Origin of the sequence: Phenylobacterium sp. LH3H17, assembly GCF_024298925.1 — a bacterium.
Lineage (GTDB): Bacteria > Pseudomonadota > Alphaproteobacteria > Caulobacterales > Caulobacteraceae > Phenylobacterium.
This window is the reverse complement of sequence record NZ_CP101283.1, coordinates 2,992,187-3,009,704: the sequence shown is the minus strand read 5'-3', so window position 1 is coordinate 3,009,704 and position 17,518 is coordinate 2,992,187. Positions and strand designations below refer to the sequence as shown.

Genomic DNA, 17,518 nt, shown 5'->3' with positions numbered 1-17,518 from the left:
TCTCGGGAGCGGAATCATGGGCGAAGCCTATATCGTTGCAGCCACCCGCACGGCCGGCGGCCGCAAGGGCGGCAAGCTGAAGGACTGGCATCCGGTCGACCTGGGCGCCGTGGTGCTCAACGACCTCATCGACCGCACGGGCGCCGATCCCGCCCTGGTCGAGGACGTGGTCATGGGCTGCGTCGGCCAGGTAGGCGAGCAGGGGATCAACGTGGCGCGCAACGCCGTGCTGGCCTCGCGCCTGCCCGAGAGCGTGCCCGGCACCAGCGTGGACCGCCAGTGCGGCTCCTCGCAGCAGGCCCTGCACTTCGCAGCCCAGGCCGTGATGAGCGGCACCATGGACGTCGTGATCGCCGCGGGCGTCGAGAGCATGACCCGCGTGCCCATGGGCCTGTCGGCCGCGCTGCCGGCCCAGAACGGCTTCGGCACCTATATGAGCCCGGGCATCCAGAAGCAGTACCCCAACATCCAGTTCAGCCAGTTCATGGGCGCCGAGATGGTGGCCGAAAAGTACGGCCTGACCCGCGATGAGATCGACGAGTACAGCTATCAGTCCCACCAGCGGGCCATCGCGGCGACCCAGGCCGGGGCCTTCAAGAACGAGATCGTGGGCATCGAGATCACCGACGCCGAAGGCAATGTCACCGTCCACAATATCGACGAGGGCATCCGCTTCGACGCCAGCCTGGACGGCATCAAGGGCGTCAAGCTGCTGCGCGACGGCGGCCGTCTGACCGCGGCCTCGTCCAGCCAGATCTGCGACGGCGCCTCGGGCGTGATGGTGGTCTCGGAAAAGGGCCTCAAGGAACTGGGCGTCAAGCCGCTGGCCCGTATCCACCACCTGTCCCTGCTGGGCCATGACCCGGTGATCATGCTGGAGGCCCCGATCCCGGCCACCGAGCGGGCCCTGAAGAAGGCCGGCATGAAGATCGACGACATCGACCTGTTCGAGGTCAACGAAGCGTTCGGCTCCGTGCCCGTCGCCTTCATCAAGCACCTGGGCGCCGACCGCGACAAGGTGAACGCCAACGGCGGCGCTATCGCCCTGGGTCACCCGCTGGGCGCCTCGGGCGCCAAGCTGATGGCCACCCTGCTGAACGGACTGGAGCAGCGCGGCGGCAAGTACGGCCTGCAGACCATGTGCGAAGGCGGTGGTATGGCCAACGTCACGATCGTCGAGCGCCTCTAAGAAGGAAGACCCATGGCCGGACGCGTCTTCGCTATCACGGGCGCGTCCGGTGTCCTGGGTTCGGCGGTGGCCAAGGCGGCCGCCGCGCAAGGGGCCCGCGTGGCCCTGATCGACCACGCCAAGCACTCCGACGCCCTGGCGGCCTGCGGGCCGGAGGCGATCATGCTGGGCGGGGTGGACCTCACCGACGCCGTGGCCGCCGGCGCCGCCATCGACGCGGTGGCCGATCGATTCGGCGGGCTCGACGCCGTGATCAACGTGGCCGGCGGCTTCAAGTGGGTGACCCTTGAGGACAGCCTCATGGAGAGTTGGCACCGGCTGTTCCTGATGAACGTCCAGACCGCGGCCAACACCAGCCGGGCGGCCATCCCGCACCTCAAGCGCAGCCCGGCGGGGCGCATCGTCAATATCGGCGCCAACGGCGCGCTCAAGGCCTCGCTGGGGATGGGACCCTACGCCGCCTCCAAGGCCGGGGTGCACGCGCTCACCGAGAGCCTGGCCGAGGAACTGAAGGCCGACGACGTCACCGTCAACGCGGTCCTGCCCTCGATCATCGACACGCCGACCAACCGCGCCGACATGCCGAAGGCCGACTTCGCCGCCTGGGTCGCGCCTGAGGATCTGGCGGCCGTCATCCTGTTCCTGGCCTCGCCCGACGCGCGCGCCGTGACCGGGGCCCTGATCCCGGTGACCGGCAGGACCTGACCTTCGCTGTAGCGCCAGCGCCGCAGGGGCCTTCAAAAGCTCGCGCCCTGGGCGGAGTTTTCTGGCGCTCGGTATGAAACGCCGCCTAACCTGGGACCTGGGGAAGGGGAGCCCCAAATCCATGAATCTTGCCGGCGTCATCGCCGCCGCGGCGCTTGCGGCGACCCTCTGTTCGACTCCGGCCGCCGCCCAGGAGCCGCCGGGAGGGGTGATCGCCTATCCGCCGGCCTTCTTCGCCGAGATGGGGACATCCACCGCGCTCGATATGGTCCAGCGGCTGCCGGGCTTCAACTTCGACAAGGGCGCCGCCGTGCGGGGCCTGGCCGGCGCCGGCGGCAATGTGCTGATCGACGGCGAGCCGCCGGTCTCCAAGAACGACACCCTGGAGGAAGTGCTCAAGCGCATCCCCATCGGCTCCATCCTCCGCATTGAGGTGATCCGCGGCGGCGCGCCGGGCATCGACATGCAGGGCCGGACGGTGATGGCCAATGTCGTGCGCAAGCAGGTCTCCGGTACGCGGGGCGCCGTGAGCGTCTCCGTCCATCCCCTGGCCGACGGCCGGGTGCTGAACGCCTTGCGCGCCGAGGGCCAGTGGCGGTGGGACGGCAAGCTCGCCGAGCTCTCCATGGTCCACGGCAAAGGCCCCGACGACAGCTATGGCGACGGACCGCGCACCCGCTACGGTCCTGCGGGCCAGGTGCTGATCCGCTCGCTTGTCGACGCCGACGCCCAGGGCGAGCGCCGATGGCTGATCGGCGCCTACGAGAGCCCATTCGCCAGCGGCCGGCTGCGGGTGAACGGCGCCTATCTCGACAACATCTCCGACATCGAGCTCTACGACCATCTGAGCGTGCCTTCGGCCACCCGCGAGGACGAGCGGATCAGCGTCGACCGGCTGCAGGCCGAGCTGGGAGGGCGCTACACCCGCCGGTTCGGCGCGACCTCGCTGGAGGTGGTCGCCTTCCAGCAGTGGAACAACAACGACACTCAGGCCCGCTTCACCAGCGCCGCGGTCAACCGGCTGTTCGCCAGCGACAAGAAGGTCACCGAGAGCGTGGGGCGGGTGAACCTGCGCCGGCGCCAGACCGACAAGCTGTCGCTGGAGTTAGGGGTCGAGGGGGCGTTCAACGGTCTGGACTCCGAGACCAGCCTGAACGTCAACGGCGCCCGCATCGCCGTTCCCGCCGCCAATGTCCGCGTCGAGGAGACGCGCGGCGAGGTGTTCGGCGTCGCCACCTGGCGGCCGACGCCGGAACTGACGGTGGAGGGCGGCCTGCGCCAGGAAGCCTCCAAGATCACCTCGACCGGCGATGTGCGGCTGGAGAAGTCCCTGTCCTTCCTTAAGCCCCGGCTGGCGCTCACCTGGGCGCCGAACGCCGCCGACCAACTGCGCCTGCGCCTGGAGCGCGAGGTGAGCCAGCTCAACTTCGACGACTTCGTGGCCTCGTCCTCGGTGGCCAGCACCGGCGTGGTCCTGGCCGGCAATCCCGACCTCTCGCCGCAGCAGGCCTGGGTGGTCGAAGCAGCCTTCGAGCGGCGGTTCTGGGGAAGCGGGGCGGGGGTGCTGACCCTGCGCCATTTCGAGCTCACCGACGTGATCGACCGCGCGCCCATCGGCTCGGGCGTCGTGGTCGCCGATGGTCCGGCCAATATAGGCGAGGGGACCAAGGACGAGGCGGTCGCGAGCCTGGCCGTGCCGCTGGTCCGCCTGGGCTTGAAGAACGCCACCTTCCGCGGCCAGGTCACCTGGCGGGAGTCGGCGGTCACCGATCCGGCGACTGGGCAGCAGCGCGAGATTTCGGGTTTAAATCCCGTGAGTTGGGACGCTCACTTCACCCAGGACCTGCCGCAATGGAAGGCGATCTGGGGCGTCGATGTCTCCGGCGGCTTCCGCGAGACCTTCTACCGGCTGACCGAGATCGAGACCCGCAAGTTCGAGACCTTCGTCACCGTCTTCGCCGAGTTGAAGCCGCGCCCTGACCTGATCCTCCGGATCGAGGCGCAGAACATCGGCGAGCGCGACGTCCGGCGCATCCGTGAGGTCTATGCCGGCCCGCGCGGCACGGCGGCCATCGCCTATACCGACGTGCGTGACCTGGAGTGGGGCCGGGCCCTGTTCCTGCGCCTGCGCAAGATCATCGGCTAGGATTGGTCCACAAGGGTTAGCCGTTTGACGATCTCGCCCTTGGCCAGAACGGCGCCGGGCGCGATCACCGCATTGGCGCCAACGCGCACGCCATCGCCCGCCAGGACGCCGAATTTGTCGACTCCCGTATCGATCTGGTGACCGCCCAAGCGAAAGCGGATCTGCTTGTCGGCCTTCTCGTTGCGGTAGTTGGTAACGATGGAGCCGGCTTCGAGATTAACCCCTCGACCCAGGACGCTATCGCCGACGAAGTTGAAATGGGCGAGCTTCGAACCACGAAAGACGAATGACGACTTTAGCTCCGCGCCAGGCCCGAGAATGCAGTCTTCGTCCAGCCAGCACCCGCCGCGCACATAGGCGCCGGCCGCAATGAAGCAGCGGGGCCCGATCACGGCCGGACCTTTCAGGATTGCGCCGTCCTCTACCGTGGCGGAGTGATGCGCCGCGACCTCGCCGTCGATCCGGTAATTCGCCAGGTCGAGGCGCGCGAGAAGCGTTCGCACGACAGAGTCCGAACGGGAGGTGAGAGTCCAGGGCGGCTCGCTCGACCAAGGGGAAAGCGGCGAAGCTGCAAAGTCCTCGATATAGTTGCCGATGCTAATGCTCATTTCGCGGTGGGATCGCTCGCATTGGACGAGGCGACGCGCCAGACGATGTCGCCCACGTCGTCGGCCACCAGGAGGGCGCCGGTCTTGTCGACGGCCACGCCGACGGGACGGCCCAGGGCCTGGTTCTTGGCGTCGAGGAAGCCGGTCAGGAAGGCCTGCGGCGGACCGGTCGGCTTGCCGTTCGCGAAGGGCACGAAGACCACGCGATAGCCGTTGGGCGGGTTGCGGTTCCAGGAGCCGTGCTGGCCAATGAACACCCCGCCCCGATAGGCTGCGGGGAATGCGTCGGCCTTATAGAAGGCCAGGCCCAGCGAGGCGGTGTGCGGGCCCAGCGCATAGTCGGGGGCGATGGCCTTGGCGACCAGGTCCGGGCGCGGAGGCTTCACCCGCGCATCGACGTTCTGGCCGTAATAACTGTAGGGCCAGCCGTAGAAGCCGCCGTCCTTGAGGCTGGTCATGTAGTCGGGGACCAGATCGTCGCCGATCATGTCGCGCTCGTTGACCGCCGTCCAAAGAGCGCCGGTGACCGGCTCCCAGTCGAGGCCATTGGGATTGCGCAGGCCCGAGGCGTAGATGCGGACCGGACCGGCGGGCAGGCTGTATTCCAGCACCGCGGCGCGGCTGGTCTCGTTCTCCATGCCGTTCTCGCCGATGTTCGAATTGGACCCGACCGTGACGTAGAGCTTCGAGCCGTCCGGGCTGGCGATGATGTTCTTGGTCCAATGGTGGTTGATCGGCCCGCCGGGCAGGTCGAACACCTTCTCACCGGCCCCCGTCACCGAGATCTGGCCATGAGCGTAGGGGAACTTCACCACCGCGTCGTCATTGGCCACATAGAGGGTGTCGCCGACCAGGGTCATGCCGAACGGGCGCTTCAGTCCGGTGGCGAAGTCGGTCTTCATCTCGGCCACCCCGTCGCCGTCGGCGTCGCGCAGCAGGACGATCTTGTTGGGACTGGGCCCCGTGGCGCCGGCCTTCCGCTGCAGGGCGTTGGCGATCCATCCCTCAATGCTCTTGGCGGGCTTGGTCTCGGTGGTCGCTTCGGAGACCAGGACGTCGCCATTGGGCAGGACCAGAAGCCAACGCGGGTGGTCGAGCCCCGACCCGAACCGGGTCACCGTAAAGCCGGCCGGCGCCGTGGGCTGGCCCGCCGCCGGCCAACCCACGGCCTTGCGGGCGTTGAGCGTCGGCAGGCCGCCGGTCGTGGGCTCCGGCAAGGTCGGCTTGGCGCCGAACCCCACGAAGGGATCGGAGGAGCCCTGCGAGCAGCCGCCGAGGGCGAAGGCGGCCAGGCCGGCGGCGAGCATGAGGCGCATGGCGTTCTCCCGAATCTGTGCGACGGACCGGCTTGGACTCACCGATCATCGGCGACATCATAACCGAACAGCGAGGCGTCCTGTGCGGTTGCGTCGAGGCGATGGGGAGAGCCTGTCGGCGGCGCTCGCGCCCGATTGATGCCCGGCGGCTTGGTGAGCGTGCTAATGTGATTCAAAGGAAACCGGCCGTTTGGCCGGGAAGGGTGCAAACCGCCGCGCGTCGCGCGTCTTGGCGCCCGCTCCTGAAAGCCACCGCATGCCCCTCAATGAGCAACCCGCCCTTCGGATGCAGAGCGAAGGCAATCGGGCTGGGGAAGGGGCCAGCATGGACCTGGGCCGCCAGATCCATGCGCTGGAGGCGCGCCTCCTCGAATCCGCCACCAGCCTGACGGGCGACGCCGCCCAGGCCCAGGCCTTGGTCCGCGAAACGCTGGCCATCGCGGGCGATCCGGCCTATGGCGCGGGCGAGGTGGTCGATCCCCAGGTCTGGATCTTCCGCCTGCTACGCCAGCGCTTCCACGTGCTGGGCCGCGACCAGGAGCGCCGGCGCACGAGGACAGCAGCCGCCGTTCCCGCCATCCCTGGCGTCTAGGACGCCCCAACCCAAAGAAGGAAATCGCCATGGCCAAGGGTCAGAAGAAGAGCAACAAGGAAACCCGAAAACCCAAGACCGCGAAGGCCAAGCCGACGGATGCGCCGCGCTCGTTCCTGACCCCGCCCGCGACCAAGAAATAGCCCGTGGCGCGAGAAACCGTGCACCTCGTCCAGGCCTATACCGCCGGACGAGGCCAGGCGCTGAAGTCCGAGCCTGCGGTGGCCTGCGCCACGGCCGAGGACGCCCGGCGCAAGGCCGAGCGGCTCTCGACCCTGCGGCTGGGCGTGGTGGCCTATTCCGCCTCGGCCGACACCGAGATGGGCGACTATGACGAGAACCCGGTGATCCTGTTCCGGTCCGGCCGCCTGCCGCCGCCCTTCGACGAACTGTAGCCTAGCCGCGCGCCAGCCTGCGGAGCTGGCCGATGGCGCGTTCCGCCGGCGTCCCGTAACCGATCGGCTCCACGAACCCCCCGTTCTTATCGAACAGGTAGACCGCCGAGGAATGATCGATGGTGTAGCCGCCGTCGTCGGTCGGGACCTTCGCGTAGTAGACCCGGTAGGCCTTGGCCGCCGCCGCCACCGTCTCCGGCGTGCCCGTAAAGCCCTGGATGCGCGGGTCGAAGTTCGAGAGGTAGGTCTTCAGCTGGGCCGGGGTGTCGCGCTCGGGGTCCAGCGAGACGAAGACCACGTTCAGCCGGTCGGCGTCGGGGCCGAGCGCCTTCAGCCAGTTGGTCAGCTCGGCCATGGTGGTCGGACAGACCTCGGGGCAATAGGTGAAGCCGAAGAAGATCACCGTGGGCTTGCCCAGCAGCGCCTTCTCCGTGACCGGCCGGCCGGCGGTGTCGACCAGTTGGAATGGCCCACCGATCCTGACGGTGGGTTGGGTGGTCTCAGCCTTCTGCGGCGATGGTCCGCAGGCGCTCACCCCCAATGCCGCCGCCATGGCGGCCCAGGCCAGGACCCGCATCAGTGGCCTCCGTGGTGCTGCATCGCCGGGGCGGCGGCGTCGCGGATCGGGGCGCTGATGGTCTGCGGCGGAGCCTTCTTGAAGGTCAGGGTCAGGGGCACGGCCCCGCCCGCGGCCAGGACCTGCTTGGGGCCGATGATCATCAGGTGCTCGGCGCCCGGCTTCAGGGTGACCGCCTTGCCGGCCGGCAGGGCCAAGCCGTCCTTCAGCTGGCGCATGCGCATGACCCCGCCGGTCATGTCCATGCTGTGGATCTCGGCGCGCTTGGCGGCCGGCGTGGCCACGGAGACCAGGCGGTCGTCGGCGCTGGCTGTCAGCGTGAGGTAGCAGCCGCCGGCCAAGGCGCCGACCGGCGCGGCGCGGCACCAGGCGCCGGTCACGGCCACGGCGGCGGGCGCCTGGGTGGCGGGGGCGCAGCCGGCGGCGAGGGTCAGGGCGAAAACGGCGAAGAGGGGCTTCATGGTCAGGCTCCTGCCTGTTGCGCCGCGTGGCCACGCGGCTGGAGAAAGCGATAGGGGGCTCACGCTCAGAACGCCACGGTCAGGCCGCCGAAGCGCGAGCGTCCGTCACCAGGCCAGTAGGCCGCGACGGCGCCGGCGCTCGGCTTAAGGGCCGGCGCTCTAGATCAGCAGGCTGGGAGGACCGCGTGCGGGAAGGGGTGGGGCCGCGAGCCCACGGCCGGGCGCCAGGTCGACGAGCGGCCGCGTCGTGACGGCGCGATAGGCGACGAACTCGACCGCGCCGGTGGCGATTGGGCTCGGCGCCGGCGCGGCCGTGGCGTGGCCGGCGAAGGCGCAAGGGCTGTCGTGATCGGCCAGGTCGCCCCGGTCGTCGTGAGCCGGCGCGGCTTGGCCGGGCTCGACCTTCACCGCGCCCTGCGCCGTGCAGAGCACAAGGGCAAAGGGCAGGTCGTTGGCGGCCTGCCGGGTCATGAAGCCCGCCGGGATCATCACCTTCAACGCCACGGCGAGCGCGGCCAGCATCAGGAAGATGCCGCGCGTGGTCGCTGCGCCTGGGCGGGTCCGGGAGGTCACGGGCGCCGCCTTAGGCCAAATCGCGGGCCTTGGGTAGCCGTGCGGGCCCGCTATCGTCGCGAAAGCGGTGGGTGGGAAACGCGCGCGGGGATGGGCCGGAGGTCGACGCGCGGTGTTCGGCGACGCTCACCGGTCCTTCAGCGCACCCGAGTTGCGGGCTCAAGGGGCGGAAAACGGCCGATCTGCGCCGTCCGCGCCAAGAATATCCCAGAGTTGATCCTGGTCTGGCTCGTAGCGTCTCGACCCGTCACGCGCCTCGCGATACGTCCCAGGTTCAACGCGTGAGCATCCCATATGGCCTTCATCGATCTTTCCGGCGTGTCCGGCGCCAAATACCGCTTTCGCCTCTGGCGGGACGGAACCGACCATCTCCCCATCGCGGGCAACTTCGTCGTGGTGCTGGAAGGCTCCGCTGAGGTCGCGGTGATCGGTATGACCAACGACCTGTCGCAGGCGCGTTCGGCGACCAAGGCCAAGGGCGAGGCCCACGTCTATACCCGGTTGAACGTGGCGCGGGCGACGCGCGAGGCCGAGCACGCCGATCTGCTGTCGCACTATCCCAAGGCCCGGGTCGTCGGGGAAGAGGGCTGAGGGCGGGAAGGGCGGGCCTCCCAACTTGATCAATGACAAGGCGCAGCGCGCGCGGCCGCCCTAGTCTCTGCCCGAGACTTGAGGCTTCCGTTGCATGACCGCCGTCCACTTCGCCGGGTTGTCGCCTGCATCAGGCCTCGTGCGCGTGCTGTTCTTCGGTCGCATCGCTGATGTCTGCGGCCGATCGGTCGAACTGGCCATTCCGAAGCGCGGCTGTTCGCTGACAGAGCTCAAGAACCGTATCGCCCGCCAGGTTGAGGGCGGTGAAGCGGCGCTGCGCGAGCCCTGCGTTCGGGTGGCGATCGATCAGGTCATGGCCTCCGACGACCCTTGGGTGTCGCCCGGCCAGGAAGTGGCCTTCCTGTCTGCATTCTCGGGAGGATAATCCATTGAGCCTCGCTCTCGCCGCCAAGGCCCGCAAGGCGCCCGGGATCAATCCCGACCTGCCGTTCTATCCGCTGTCGATCGCCGTGCTGACGATTTCGGACACCCGAACCGAACAGACGGACACCTCCGGCGGACTCCTGGCTGAGCGGCTGCGGGACGCGGGCCACCAGCTTGCCGCCAAGGCCATCGTCACGGACGAGGTCGAGGCCATCCAGGCCCAGGTGCGCGCCTGGGTCGCCGACCCGGCGATCGACGTGATCCTGACCACGGGGGGCACGGGATTCGCGCCGCGCGACGTGACGCCGGAAGCCGTGCGTCCCTTGCTGGCGCGCGTGATGGATGGGTTTTCCGTGGTGTTCCATCAGGCCAGCCAGGGCACGGTGGGGATATCGACCCTGCAGTCGCGGGCGCTGGCCGGGCAGATCGACGAGACCTTCATCTTCTGCGTCCCGGGCTCGACCGGGGCCTGCCGGGACGCCTGGGACCTGGTCCTGGCGCTGGAATTCGATAGCCGGTTCAAGCCGTGCTCGCTGGTCGGCCAGATTCCCCGATACCGGGGGGTTTGCGCATGATCGGCTTCGACGAGGCCTGTCGGCGGATCGCCGCCATCGCCTCGCCCCTGGGCGCCGAGCAGATCGCCCTCGACCTGGCCTGGAACCGCGTTCTCGCGGCCCCCGTCGTCGCCTGTCGCTCGGCGCCCGAGACTGCGGTGTCGGCCATGGACGGATATGCGGTGCGGGACGCGGACCTGGCATCCGGCCCGGCCCGTCTTCGGCTCGTCGGGACATCGTTCGCCGGTTCGCCGAATGGCGGGCCGCGGCTGGAGGCCGGCGCCTGCGTGCGCATCTTCACCGGCGCCCCGATGCCTGCCGGCGCTGACCGGGTGGTCATGCAAGAGGTCGTCCAGCGCGAGGGCGAGGCGGTCATGTTCGCAGAGCGGCCGTCGCCCGCGCGACATGTGCGGGCGGCGGGTTCGGACTTCGCCGCGGGCGAGGCGCTGTTGGAGTTGGGGACCAGGCTGACGCCGCAGGCCCTGGTGGCGGCGGCCGCCGCGGACCTGGCGACAGTCGAGGTCTTCATCCGTCCTCGCGTCGCCGTGCTGAGCACGGGCGATGAACTGGTCGAGCCTGGCCTTGCCCCCCACGCCCCCGGGACGATCCCCGAAAGCGTCTCCTTCGGCGTCGCCGCGCTCGCGCGCGCCTGGGGCGGCGAGGTGACCTGCCGGCGGCGTCTGGGCGACGAACTGCCGAGTCTCGTGCGGGCCGCGGCCGCCGCCTTGGACGACGCCCATGTGGTTGTCGTGACCGGCGGTGCTTCGGTCGGTGAGCGCGATTTCTCGAAGGCGATGTTTCAGGAGCTCGGCCTGCGCCTGGACTTCGACAAGGTGGCGATCAAACCTGGCAAGCCCGTGTGGGTGGGCCGGGTCGGCGAGCGGATCGTCGTCGGCCTGCCCGGCAACCCATCGGCGGCCATGGTCACGGCCCGGCTGTTCCTGGCGCCGATCCTGGCGGGTCTGAGCGGGACTCGTCCTGAGGACGCCCTGGCCTGGCGCGCCGCTCCCCTGGCCTCGCCGCTAGGCGCCTGCGGCGACCGTGACTGCTTCCATCGCGGGCGCAGCACGTTCGACGGCGTGCGACCGGTCGGCAACCAGGACTCCAGCGCTCAGAAAGACCTGGCGATGGCCGACCTGCTGATCCGACGCCGGCCAGCGGCGCGCGCCCTGGCGGCCGGCGAGCTGGTGGAGGTGCTGGCGTTCTGAGCGGCCGGATCGCCTTCGCCTCTCAATCCAGGAGCGGCGCGAAGAGCTCCTCGTTTTCAAGCCGCATGTGTTCGCGCAGATCGGCGTCCAGCTTCCGGCAGATCCGCGTCAGGGCCCGCCAGCTGTCACAAGCGCCGAGCGGATTGGCGAAGTCGTGGGTCAGGGTCCGCAGGCGGATCAGCTGCTCGTGCACATCCAGGTGCTCGGCCATCATCCGGGCGATCGGAAATCGCACCATCGGACTGCCGCCGGCGAGGATCAGGGGAAACAGCACCTGCTCCTCCCTTTGCTGGTGGCTCTCGAGATCATCGAACATCACCGCCAACAGGTCGTGCAGGCCCCGGGGGCACTCAGGCTCGGCCGCGTGCGCCGCCTCGACCTTCCGCGCCAGCGCCATGGCCTCGGGGAAGTCCCGGCGGTGGGTCTCGTGATAGCGCTCGAGGATGTGCGCAATCAACGGCGCGGCGTCGGGACGAGGTTCGGCCCCAGGTGTCGGCGTCATCAGGCCGCATAGGATGACCGGGCGGTCGACGCCTCGTTCGCGTCCGGAAAGGCCTGCATCGTCGGGCATGGGACATCCTCCTGCGCGCACCCTAGGCGCGGCGAGCGGCGCGCGCATTGAACGGCCCCCGAGCGCCGCTTGATGTTCGACAAGCGACCGATTGCCGGTCCGAGGGGGGCCCATTGCGCCGGCTCAAGCGAGCGGGCGGCCGAATCGTCCAGTCTCGCCCCCTTTCCAGGAGACGATGACCATGGCGTTCGACAACCCGCTGGCGAGCGAAATCTGGTCGACCAAGTACCGGTTCAATCCGGCCGGCGCGGCTGGCGATGAGACTGTGGAGGGCACCTGGTCGCGGGTCGCCGCCGCGCTCGCCGAGGCGGAGGACCCGGCGCTCCGCCCCGCAGTGCGCGAGCGCTTCGAGGACGCCTTGCGCGACCACCGCTTCCTGCCCGCCGGCCGGATCCTCGCCGGGGCTGGAACGGCGCGGGCCGTGACCCTTTTCAACTGCTTCGTCATGGGGCGCATTCCCGACGACCTGAGCGAGATCTTCGCCCATGTGCGCGAGGCGGCCATCACCCTGCAACAGGGCGGCGGCGTCGGCATGGACTTCTCCTCGATCCGTCCGGCCGGTGCGCCGGTGAGGGGGGTCGACGCCGACGCCTCGGGTCCCTTGAGCTTCATGGACGTCTGGGACGCCATGTGCCGCACGATCCTCTCCGCGGGCCAGCGCCGGGGCGCCATGATGGGGTGCCTGCGGATCGACCATCCGGACATCGAAGTCTTTATCGACGCCAAGCGGGACGGGGGCCGGTTGCGCAACTTCAACCTGTCGGTCCTCGTGCCCGACAGCTTCATGACCGCCCTCGCCGCGGACGCCGACTGGCCGCTGGTGTTCGAGGGCCAGGTGATGGGATCGGTCCGGGCCTCAGCCCTCTGGAACCGCCTCATGCGCGCGACCTATGACGCCGCCGAACCCGGCGTGATCTTCATCGACCGCGTGAACGCCCAGAACAATCTCGGCTATTGCGAGACGATCCTCGCCAGCAATCCCTGCGGCGAGCAGATGCTCCCGGCCTATGGGGCCTGCCTGCTGGGCTCCATCAACCTGGCGCGGCTGGTGGCGACGCCCTTCCAGGACGGCGCCCACATGGACGTCGCGGCGCTCTCGGCGCTCACGCGCACAGCGGTGCGGATGCTGGACAATGTCATCGATGTCTCGCGCTTCCCCCTCGAAGCCCAGGCGCTTGAGGCCAAGGCCAAGCGGCGGATCGGCCTCGGCGTCACCGGGCTGGCGGACGCCCTGGTCTTCTGCGGCGTCGCCTATGGCGGCGATCGGGCGGTGGAGCTGACCGGCGAATGGCTCGCGACGATCAAGCGCGAGGCCTATCGGGCCTCGGCCGAACTCGCCGCCGAGAAGGGCGTCTTCCCGCTCTACGACCCCGCCATCCTGGAGCGGCCCAACCTGGCGAGCCTCGACCCGGAGACCCGGGAGCTGATCGCCAAGAACGGCCTGCGCAACGGCTGCCTGACCTCCATCGCGCCCACCGGCACCACGTCGCTGCTGGCCGGCAATGTGTCGTCGGGTGTCGAACCGGTGTTCGCCTACGCCTATGTTCGCAAGGTGCGCCAGCCTGACGGCTCACATCGCGAGGAGCCGGTGGAGGACTACGCCCTGGCGGTGTGGAAACGGCTGCACGGCGACGCCGCGCCGCCGGAAGCCACCTTTGTCAGCGCCCAGACGCTCACGCCCCAGGACCATGTCCGCATGCAGGCCGCGGCCCAGGCCCATGTGGACAGCTCGATCTCCAAGACCGTCAACTGCCCGGCGGACATCGGCTTCGGGGAGTTCAGCGACATCTACCTGCTGGGCTGGCGCAGCGGCTGCAAGGGGATGACCACCTACCGGCCAAACGCCATCACAGGCTCGATCCTGTCGGTCGAAGCCCAGCCCGGGCCCTCCGAGGGGCCGGTGCTGACGCCCCGTCCCGAGGCGCTCGACGGCGCGACCTACAAGCTGGTCTGGCCGGAGAGCGCGCACGCCGTCTATGTCACCCTCAACGACGTCGAGGAGGGCGGTGTCCGCCGACCCTTCGAGATCTTCATCAACTCCAAGAACATGGACCACTACGCCTGGACCCTGGGTCTCACCCGGATGATCTCGGCGGTGTTCCGGCGCGGCGGCGACGTCGGGTTCGTGGCCGAGGAGCTGAAGGCGGTGTTCGATCCCCGCGGCGGCGCCTGGCTCGGCGGACGATATGTCCCCTCGTTACTGGCGGCCATCGGCGGGGTGATCGAGCGGCACCTCGGCGGCCGGGACGCAAGTCCCGTGCGCGCCGCCGAGCCGGAGGTTGCGGCCGGCCGGCCCGGACTGGCCTGCTGTCCGCGGTGCGGCGGTTTCGAGCTGATCCGAAAGGAGGGCTGCGACAGCTGCCTGTCCTGCGGCTACTCCAAGTGCGGATAGGGCGATTGACCGGGGTCAAGGCATCCGCGGCGGTTTCCCGGTAGAGCCGCTGGCATGATCAGCACCGCCGCCGCCCGCCGCGCCTACGCAGGGCCGGCGCTCTTCAGCTTCGGCTTCCGCCCGTTCTTCTTCCTCGGCGCCATCTGGAGCGCGCTGGTCGTCCCGCTCTGGCTGTTCAGCTATTTCCACGGCGGATCGGCCGCCCTGACCCGCGAGTGGCACATCCACGAGATGATCTTCGGCTTCCTCGGCGCCGTGATCGCGGGCTTCCTGACCACGGCGGTTCCCAACTGGACCGGCCGGATGCCAGTCATCGGCGCACCGCTCGCCGGTCTGGTGTCGCTCTGGGTCCTGGGGCGCTTGGCGATGCTGTTCCAAGACAACCTGGGGCCTGCGGCGGCGGTGATCGACAGCCTCTTCCTCCTGACCTTCGCCGCCGTGATCTGGCGCGAGGTGCTCGCCGGCCGCAACTGGCGCAATCTGCCCGTCTGCGCCCTGATCACGCTGTTGGCCCTGGCCAATGTCGCGTTTCACTTGCCGATCGGAGCCGCCGTCGATGTGGGGGTTCGCCTCGCCCTGGGGGCCGCGACCTTGCTGATCGGGCTCATCGGCGGACGGATCGTCCCGAGCTTCACGCGCAACTGGATGAAGGTGCGGTCCCTTAAGCCCGAGCCGTCGACCTTTGGCGCGGTCGATCGGGTTGCGCTCGGCTTGACCGTCGTCAGCGTGGGCCTATGGGTGGCCGCGCCAGAGACCCCCGTGACCGGCGCCGCCCTCATGCTCGCCGGTGTCGCCCATCTCGTCCGCCTCGCGCGGTGGCGGGGCTGGCGCGCGGCCGCCGAGCCGCTCGTCTGGATCCTGCACCTGGGCTACGGCTGGCTTGGGGTGTCGCTGCTCTTTCTCGGCGGCGCCTCGCTCGATCCGGGCCTCGTGCCACGCTCCGTCGGCATCCACGCCCTGACGGCGGGCGCCGTTGGAGTAATGACCCTGGCGGTGATGACGCGTGCGACGCGCGGGCATACGGGACGCCCGCTCGCGGCGGACACCAGCACGATGGCGATCTACTTGGCGATCAACGCCGCGGCGCTCCTGCGCGTGGCGGCCCCGTTCTCCGGGGTGGGCCAGTCCCTCCTGCTGACCGCCTCGAGCCTCGCCTGGTCCCTGGCGTTCGGCGGCTTCGCTGTCGCTTACGGGCGGATGCTTGTCCTGCAGCGTCCAAGGGCGGCTTGATCTGCGTCAAGGCGTTTGCCGGTAAGGGGTTTAAGACCATCAGCGGTCGGATCTCCATCCGGCTGCTCCGAGCGTCTCGGCCTGTCGCGCACCCGCGCCAAGGGCGAGCCGCCGAGCCGGCGGCAGCCGGCAAGGGCGACGTCGGAAACGCCGTCGCCTCCCGCGCTTGGAAAGGAGCCAAGTTTGGACGATCTGGTCGACGGCTTCGGTCGCCGCTTCCACTACCTGCGCCTTTCGGTCACCGAGGTGTGCAACTTCCGCTGCACCTATTGTCTGCCGGACGGTTTCAAGAAGTCCGCGCCGCTGACCTTTCTGACGCCGCAGGAATGCGAGCGCGTCGTGCGGGCCTTCGCCGAGCTGGGCGTCTCGAAGATACGGCTGACCGGCGGCGAGCCCAGCGTGCGACGAGACCTGCCCGAGATCATCGCGCGGACGGCCGCCGTGCCGGGCGTCACCAAGGTCTGCATCACCACCAATGGCTGGAATCTGGACCGCCAGGTCGCGGGCTGGCGCGACGCGGGCCTCACCAACCTGAATGTCAGCATCGACAGCCTTGATCGCGAGACGTTCCGTCGAATCACCGGCCATGACCGGTTGCCGTCGGTGGTCGCCGGCCTTGATCGGGCGCTGTCGCTCGGGGTGCCGAACGTGAAGGTCAACGGCGTCCTCATCCGCGACACGGTCGAGGCCGGGTTCGAGGCCTTCACCGCGTTCGTCCGGTCGCGGCCGGTGGCGGTGCGGTTCATCGAGCTGATGCGCACGGGCGACAACGCCGAGTATTTCGCCGATCAGCACGTGCCGGGAACCGTCCTGACCGACTGGCTCACGGCGCGTGGCTGGTCTCCCCGTCCACGCGCCTTCGATGACGGCCCGGCGGTGGAGATGGTTCACCCCGACCATGCCGGCCGTATCGGCCTGATCGCGCCCTATGCCCCGGGCTTTTGCGACAGCTGCAATCGGCTGCGGATCACCGCGCGGGGCCAGCTGAGGCTTTGCCTGTTCGGCGAGCTTGGCGTCGGTCTCAAGGACCTGCTGGAAGTGGACGAGCCGGAGGCGCTGCGCGCCAGGATTCTCAAGGCGCTGGCGGGCAAGCCGGCCGGGCACCGGCTTCATGAAGGCGACAGCGGCGACACCCGCCAGCTCGCGCAGTTCGGCGGCTAGACCGCCGACAGGGAGCGCGACGCGCGCCGGCGTCGCGTCAGGCGGCTCGGGACCGGCCGTCGCCGAGGGGCCAACGCTCGCGCTGCGCCTTGCCGGTGACCGCGTCCGAGACCGGTTGATGGTTGTCGATCAAGGGATCGGGCTTGGCGAGCCGCTCCAGCGCCACGGGTCGGGTGATGGTCACGGACGGCCCGTGGACCTCGACGCCGTAGTCGGCCAAGGCTGCCAGTGAGCGCGAAAGGTTCTCCGGCGTCATGCCGAGCAGGGACGCGAGCGTGCGCTTCTCGTGGGGCAGGGTGAAGGTGAGGTCCCCGCCCTGGCGATGCCGCTGCGTGACCAGGTAGTTGGCGAGCCGTTCCAGCCCGCCGCGCAGCTTATGGTTCTTCAGGGTCCGCACCAGTCCGCGGTAGCAGCCCGCCATCTCCTCGGCCACGGCGACCGCGAAGCGGGCATCCTGCGACATGGTCCGGCGGATCGCGGCGCCGGACAGCATCAGGATGTCCGACCGCTCGAGCGTTCGCGCGCTCATCAGGCCGTCGGCGTCCAGCACGACGGCGGCCAGGATGAAGGTCGAGACCGGGCGCAGGATCGCCAGTGTCGACTCCTTGTCGTTCCAACTGCCCTCAAGCTCGACGATGCCTTCCAGCAGCACATAGAGGAAATCGACCTGGTCGCCCTCGAGGAGCAGGGTGGTGCCGGATGGGAACCGCTGCAGGAAGGCGCCGGCGGTCAAGGCCCGGAACGCATCGTTTGAGCACCCGGAGAACAGGGGCAGGGCCCTGACCCGATCCAGATCGCCGTCCCTCATCGCCGTACGCCCCAATTATGCCAGATGGAGCCAGATGCCGCTTCGCCCCGCGGCGCG

20 protein-coding genes and 1 riboswitch are annotated in these 17,518 nt (G+C 69.3%); of the genes, 13 read left to right on the top strand and 7 right to left on the bottom strand.

All coding sequences use genetic code 11. The annotated features are described in order from the left end of the window. Positions 1-16: 16 nt before the first annotated feature. From M9M90_RS14740 to M9M90_RS14730, 3 genes are all read left to right on the top strand, one after another. The gene (locus tag M9M90_RS14740) at positions 17-1,189 is read left to right on the top strand and encodes an acetyl-CoA C-acetyltransferase (protein WP_254833976.1); all 1,173 of its coding nucleotides are present in this window, start codon (positions 17-19) and stop codon (positions 1,187-1,189) included. A gap of 12 nt (positions 1,190-1,201) precedes the next feature. Further along, on the top strand, positions 1,202-1,894 hold the full coding sequence (locus M9M90_RS14735; protein WP_254833975.1) for an SDR family NAD(P)-dependent oxidoreductase: 693 nt from the start codon (positions 1,202-1,204) through the stop codon (positions 1,892-1,894). A gap of 121 nt (positions 1,895-2,015) precedes the next feature. Then, positions 2,016-4,040, top strand: a complete 2,025-nt coding sequence (locus tag M9M90_RS14730; protein ID WP_254833974.1) for a TonB-dependent siderophore receptor — start codon at positions 2,016-2,018, stop codon at positions 4,038-4,040. On the opposite strand, the gene M9M90_RS14725 is transcribed toward M9M90_RS14730, so the two are convergent. After that, positions 4,037-4,648, bottom strand: coding sequence for a hypothetical protein (locus M9M90_RS14725; protein WP_254833973.1), 612 nt, complete (start codon positions 4,646-4,648; stop codon positions 4,037-4,039). The two genes, M9M90_RS14730 and M9M90_RS14725, sit on opposite strands and share 4 nt — an antisense overlap. Continuing rightward, positions 4,645-5,964, bottom strand: coding sequence for a sorbosone dehydrogenase family protein (locus M9M90_RS14720; RefSeq protein ID WP_254833972.1), 1,320 nt, complete (start codon positions 5,962-5,964; stop codon positions 4,645-4,647). Before M9M90_RS14720 ends, M9M90_RS14725 begins: the two co-directional genes overlap by 4 nt. Before the next feature lie 325 nt (positions 5,965-6,289). Here M9M90_RS14720 and M9M90_RS14715 point away from each other — a divergent pair, with 325 nt between their 5' ends. The 3 genes from M9M90_RS14715 to M9M90_RS14710 are packed head-to-tail and all read left to right on the top strand — an operon-like array spanning position 6,290 to position 6,951. Then, a complete protein-coding gene (locus M9M90_RS14715) occupies positions 6,290-6,556 on the top strand; it encodes a hypothetical protein (RefSeq protein WP_254833971.1) in 267 nt (88 codons plus the stop codon). Between the two features lie 29 nt (positions 6,557-6,585). Then, on the top strand, positions 6,586-6,699 hold the full coding sequence (locus M9M90_RS21310; protein WP_371876862.1) for a hypothetical protein: 114 nt from the start codon (positions 6,586-6,588) through the stop codon (positions 6,697-6,699). 3 nt (positions 6,700-6,702) lie between these two features. Continuing rightward, positions 6,703-6,951: a hypothetical protein gene (locus M9M90_RS14710; RefSeq protein WP_254833970.1), complete on the top strand. Its 249-nt coding sequence runs from the start codon at positions 6,703-6,705 to the stop codon at positions 6,949-6,951. 1 nt (position 6,952) lies between these two features. On the opposite strand, the gene M9M90_RS14705 is transcribed toward M9M90_RS14710, so the two are convergent. From M9M90_RS14705 to M9M90_RS14695, 3 genes are all read right to left on the bottom strand, one after another. Further along, positions 6,953-7,528, bottom strand: coding sequence for an SCO family protein (locus tag M9M90_RS14705; protein ID WP_254833969.1), 576 nt, complete (start codon positions 7,526-7,528; stop codon positions 6,953-6,955). Continuing rightward, positions 7,528-7,989, bottom strand: coding sequence for a copper chaperone PCu(A)C (locus M9M90_RS14700; protein ID WP_254833968.1), 462 nt, complete (start codon positions 7,987-7,989; stop codon positions 7,528-7,530). The genes M9M90_RS14705 and M9M90_RS14700 overlap by 1 nt, the downstream gene beginning before the upstream one ends. Positions 7,990-8,148: 159 nt before the next feature. Then, positions 8,149-8,562 carry a DUF2946 family protein gene (locus M9M90_RS14695; RefSeq protein ID WP_254833967.1) on the bottom strand — a complete coding sequence of 138 codons (414 nt, stop codon included), beginning with the start codon at positions 8,560-8,562 and terminating at the stop codon, positions 8,149-8,151. A 294-nt stretch (positions 8,563-8,856) separates the two neighbouring features. On the opposite strand from M9M90_RS14695, the gene M9M90_RS14690 reads away from it, so the two are divergent. The 4 genes from M9M90_RS14690 (at position 8,857) to M9M90_RS14675 (ending at position 11,299) form a co-directional block, all read left to right on the top strand. After that, positions 8,857-9,153 carry a hypothetical protein gene (locus M9M90_RS14690; protein WP_254833966.1) on the top strand — a complete coding sequence of 99 codons (297 nt, stop codon included), beginning with the start codon at positions 8,857-8,859 and terminating at the stop codon, positions 9,151-9,153. Between the two features lie 94 nt (positions 9,154-9,247). Then, a complete protein-coding gene (locus M9M90_RS14685) occupies positions 9,248-9,538 on the top strand; it encodes a MoaD/ThiS family protein (protein WP_254833965.1) in 291 nt (96 codons plus the stop codon). A 4-nt stretch (positions 9,539-9,542) separates the two neighbouring features. Beyond that, the gene (moaB, locus tag M9M90_RS14680) at positions 9,543-10,112 is read left to right on the top strand and encodes a molybdenum cofactor biosynthesis protein B (RefSeq protein ID WP_254833964.1); all 570 of its coding nucleotides are present in this window, start codon (positions 9,543-9,545) and stop codon (positions 10,110-10,112) included. Continuing rightward, positions 10,109-11,299, top strand: a complete 1,191-nt coding sequence (locus M9M90_RS14675) for a molybdopterin molybdotransferase MoeA (RefSeq protein WP_254833963.1) — start codon at positions 10,109-10,111, stop codon at positions 11,297-11,299. The genes moaB and M9M90_RS14675 overlap by 4 nt, the downstream gene beginning before the upstream one ends. Before the next feature lie 22 nt (positions 11,300-11,321). Here M9M90_RS14675 and M9M90_RS14670 read toward each other — a convergent pair whose 3' ends face one another. Beyond that, positions 11,322-11,870 (bottom strand): hemerythrin domain-containing protein, encoded by a 549-nt coding sequence (locus tag M9M90_RS14670; RefSeq protein WP_254833962.1) that lies wholly within the window; start codon positions 11,868-11,870, stop codon positions 11,322-11,324. Between the two features lie 181 nt (positions 11,871-12,051). Between M9M90_RS14670 and M9M90_RS14665 the strand changes: the two genes are divergently transcribed. From M9M90_RS14665 to moaA, 3 genes are all read left to right on the top strand, one after another. Beyond that, on the top strand, positions 12,052-14,262 hold the full coding sequence (locus M9M90_RS14665; RefSeq protein WP_254833961.1) for an adenosylcobalamin-dependent ribonucleoside-diphosphate reductase: 2,211 nt from the start codon (positions 12,052-12,054) through the stop codon (positions 14,260-14,262). 54 nt (positions 14,263-14,316) lie between these two features. Further along, entirely contained in the window at positions 14,317-15,492 is a 1,176-nt protein-coding gene (locus M9M90_RS14660; RefSeq protein ID WP_254833960.1) for an NnrS family protein, read from the top strand. Between the two features lie 56 nt (positions 15,493-15,548). Further along, positions 15,549-15,685, top strand: a riboswitch (molybdenum cofactor riboswitch). Beyond that, a complete protein-coding gene (moaA, locus tag M9M90_RS14655) occupies positions 15,676-16,653 on the top strand; it encodes a GTP 3',8-cyclase MoaA (protein WP_254833959.1) in 978 nt (325 codons plus the stop codon). It overlaps the preceding riboswitch by 10 nt. 37 nt (positions 16,654-16,690) lie before the next feature. Here moaA and M9M90_RS14650 read toward each other — a convergent pair whose 3' ends face one another. Further along, positions 16,691-17,461, bottom strand: coding sequence for a helix-turn-helix domain-containing protein (locus M9M90_RS14650; RefSeq protein WP_254833958.1), 771 nt, complete (start codon positions 17,459-17,461; stop codon positions 16,691-16,693). Positions 17,462-17,518 lie beyond the last annotated feature (57 nt).

Excerpts from the sequence above, each read along its gene's own strand:
- M9M90_RS14740 (WP_254833976.1), top strand. The coding sequence starts at position 17 with ATGGGCGAAGCCTATATCGTTGCAGCCACCCGCACGGCCGGCGGCCGC.
- M9M90_RS14735 (WP_254833975.1), top strand. The coding sequence starts at position 1,202 with ATGGCCGGACGCGTCTTCGCTATCACGGGCGCGTCCGGTGTCCTGGGT.
- M9M90_RS14730 (WP_254833974.1), top strand. The coding sequence starts at position 2,016 with ATGAATCTTGCCGGCGTCATCGCCGCCGCGGCGCTTGCGGCGACCCTC.
- M9M90_RS14725 (WP_254833973.1), bottom strand. The coding sequence starts at position 4,648 with ATGAGCATTAGCATCGGCAACTATATCGAGGACTTTGCAGCTTCGCCG.
- M9M90_RS14720 (WP_254833972.1), bottom strand. The coding sequence starts at position 5,964 with ATGCGCCTCATGCTCGCCGCCGGCCTGGCCGCCTTCGCCCTCGGCGGC.
- M9M90_RS14715 (WP_254833971.1), top strand. The coding sequence starts at position 6,290 with ATGGACCTGGGCCGCCAGATCCATGCGCTGGAGGCGCGCCTCCTCGAA.
- M9M90_RS21310 (WP_371876862.1), top strand. The coding sequence starts at position 6,586 with ATGGCCAAGGGTCAGAAGAAGAGCAACAAGGAAACCCGAAAACCCAAG.
- M9M90_RS14705 (WP_254833969.1), bottom strand. The coding sequence starts at position 7,528 with ATGCGGGTCCTGGCCTGGGCCGCCATGGCGGCGGCATTGGGGGTGAGC.
- M9M90_RS14700 (WP_254833968.1), bottom strand. The coding sequence starts at position 7,989 with ATGAAGCCCCTCTTCGCCGTTTTCGCCCTGACCCTCGCCGCCGGCTGC.
- M9M90_RS14690 (WP_254833966.1), top strand. The coding sequence starts at position 8,857 with ATGGCCTTCATCGATCTTTCCGGCGTGTCCGGCGCCAAATACCGCTTT.
- M9M90_RS14685 (WP_254833965.1), top strand. The coding sequence starts at position 9,248 with ATGACCGCCGTCCACTTCGCCGGGTTGTCGCCTGCATCAGGCCTCGTG.
- M9M90_RS14675 (WP_254833963.1), top strand. The coding sequence starts at position 10,109 with ATGATCGGCTTCGACGAGGCCTGTCGGCGGATCGCCGCCATCGCCTCG.
- M9M90_RS14670 (WP_254833962.1), bottom strand. The coding sequence starts at position 11,870 with ATGCCCGACGATGCAGGCCTTTCCGGACGCGAACGAGGCGTCGACCGC.
- M9M90_RS14665 (WP_254833961.1), top strand. The coding sequence starts at position 12,052 with ATGGCGTTCGACAACCCGCTGGCGAGCGAAATCTGGTCGACCAAGTAC.
- M9M90_RS14660 (WP_254833960.1), top strand. The coding sequence starts at position 14,317 with ATGATCAGCACCGCCGCCGCCCGCCGCGCCTACGCAGGGCCGGCGCTC.
- M9M90_RS14650 (WP_254833958.1), bottom strand. The coding sequence starts at position 17,461 with ATGAGGGACGGCGATCTGGATCGGGTCAGGGCCCTGCCCCTGTTCTCC.